Origin of the sequence: Streptomyces sp. NPDC056160 (assembly GCF_042268205.1) — a bacterium.
Lineage (GTDB): Bacteria > Actinomycetota > Actinomycetes > Streptomycetales > Streptomycetaceae > Streptomyces.
Window position 1 is genome coordinate 1 of the sequence record NZ_JBHJUW010000317.1, and the last position, 2,081, is coordinate 2,081.

Consider the following 2,081-nt stretch of genomic DNA (forward strand, 5'->3'; position numbering starts at 1 on the left):
CTCCGGCACCCGCCCCTCCACCCGCGCCGCATAAGCACGCGTAAGGTCCGTGGCCAGCGGGCCCAACGACCACCCGTCACCCGCGATGTGATGCAGGACGAGCAGCAGCGCGTGTCGGTGTTCGGACACCGTGAACAACTCAGCGTGCAGGGGGATTTCGGCCGCCAGGTCGAAGGCATGCCGGGCCGCCGACTTCAGGGCCTCCGTTAGCTCCGCCTCGGCGATGACGGTGGCGGGCATCTCCACGTTCACGCTGTCGAGGACGTGCTGGTACGGCGTGCCGTCGGCCTCGGGGAACACCGTCCGCAGACTCTCGTGCCGGGCCACCACGTCACCGAGGGCGGCCCGCAACGCGTCACGGTCCAACGTGCCGGTCAGTCGTACGACCAGGGGGATGTTGTACGTGGCGGTCGGCCCCTCCAACTTGTGCAGGAACCACAGCCGCCGCTGAGCGGACGAGAGGGATAGGGCCGGCGGGCGTTCTCGCGCCGCCAGGGGCGGCCGAGCGGGTCCCGCGGTGTCGAGGAAGGCCGCCACCGCGGCCGGCGTCGGCCCGTCGAACAGCGCACGCAGCTCCAGCTCCACGCCGAACGCGGCGCGGAGCTGGGCGATGAGGCGGGTGGCCAGCAGCGAGTGCCCGCCCAGGTCGAAGAAGTCGTCCTCGACGCCGACCCGCGGCAGCCCCAACACCTGCGCGAACAGATCGCACACGATCTGCTCCTGCGGCGTGCAGGCCTCCCGCCCCGATCTGGGCGCGGTGAAGTCCGGCTCCGGGAGTGCCGCCTTGTCCAGCTTGCCGTTGGCGGTGAGCGGCATGCGGTCCAGTACGACGACGGCCGCCGGCACCATGTAGTCGGGCAGCCGGTCCCATGCGAACTCCCTTACGCCACCGGCGCGGAGAATTCCCCGTGTCACCACGTAGGCGATGAGGCAGGCATCGCCGAACTGCTCCTCGCGGACGACCACCGCGGCCTCGGCGACGTCGGGATGGTCGGTCAGGACGTTCTCGATCTCGCCGGGTTCGATACGGAAGCCGCGGATCTTGACCTGGTGGTCGGCGCGGCCGATGAACTCCAGCTCGCCGTCCTGGTTCCACCGCACCAGGTCACCGGTGCGGTACATACGAGCGCCGGGCTCGGGAGCGTACGGGTCCGCCACGAACCGCTCGGCCGTCAGGCCGGACCTGCCCAGATAGCCGCGGGCGACACCAGCCCCCGCGACATACAGCTCCCCCACCACACCGGGCGCCACCAACTCCAGCCCCGGTCCAAGCACATACGTCCGCAGGTCGGGGATTCCGACGCCGATGACGCTGGCCGCCGCGGCGGTTGCTCGCTCCCGGGTCAGCGGCTGGTACGACACGTGGACCGTGGTCTCGGTGATGCCGTACATGTTGATCAGGGCCGGCTTGTCGTCGGGGTGGCGCCGGTACCAGTCGGCGAGGCGTGCCGGTTGGAGTGCCTCACCGCCGAACACTACGGTACGCAAGGCGAGTTCGCGCCCAGGCGGGGAGGCGTCGGAGTCGGCCTGTGCCAACTGGTAGAAGGCCGACGGCGTCTGGTTGAGGACGGTGACGCCGTGATCGGCCAGCAGGTCGAGGAAGGCGCCTGGCGTCCTGCTGACCTCGTAGGGCACCACGACCAGTCGGCCGCCGTGCAGCAGCGCTCCCCACAACTCCCAGACGGAGAAGTCGAAGGCGTACGAGTGGAACAGCGTCCACACGTCGTCGGGACCGAAGCCGAACCATTTCCGGGTGGCGTCGAAGAGCCGCACCACGTTGCGGTGGGCGACGACGACGCCTTTGGGTCGGCCGGTGGAGCCGGAGGTGTAGATGACGTACGCGGGATGATCGGGCGCGAGTGCGGTGACCGGATTGTCCGACGGCTGATCCTGCACGTCCAGCGTGTCCAGCAGCAACACCGGCGCTGCGGCTCCGACGTCCGCCGACGGGCAATGCCCGGTCGCCGTCAACACGAGCGCGGGCCGGGCGTCGCTGACCATGTGCGCCACCCGAGCCGCCGGATAGGCAGGATCGAGAGGCAGATAGGCCGCCCCCGCCTTCAGCACCGCCAGCACCGCGA

Annotated in this window: 1 protein-coding gene; it reads right to left on the reverse strand. The window is 70.2% G+C overall.

The annotated features are described in order from the left end of the window. A partial coding sequence (locus ACFC02_RS42375) for an amino acid adenylation domain-containing protein (protein ID WP_376368340.1) occupies nt 1-2,076 on the reverse strand: 2,076 nt, incomplete at its 3' end. Nucleotides 2,077-2,081: the final 5 nt, after the last annotated feature.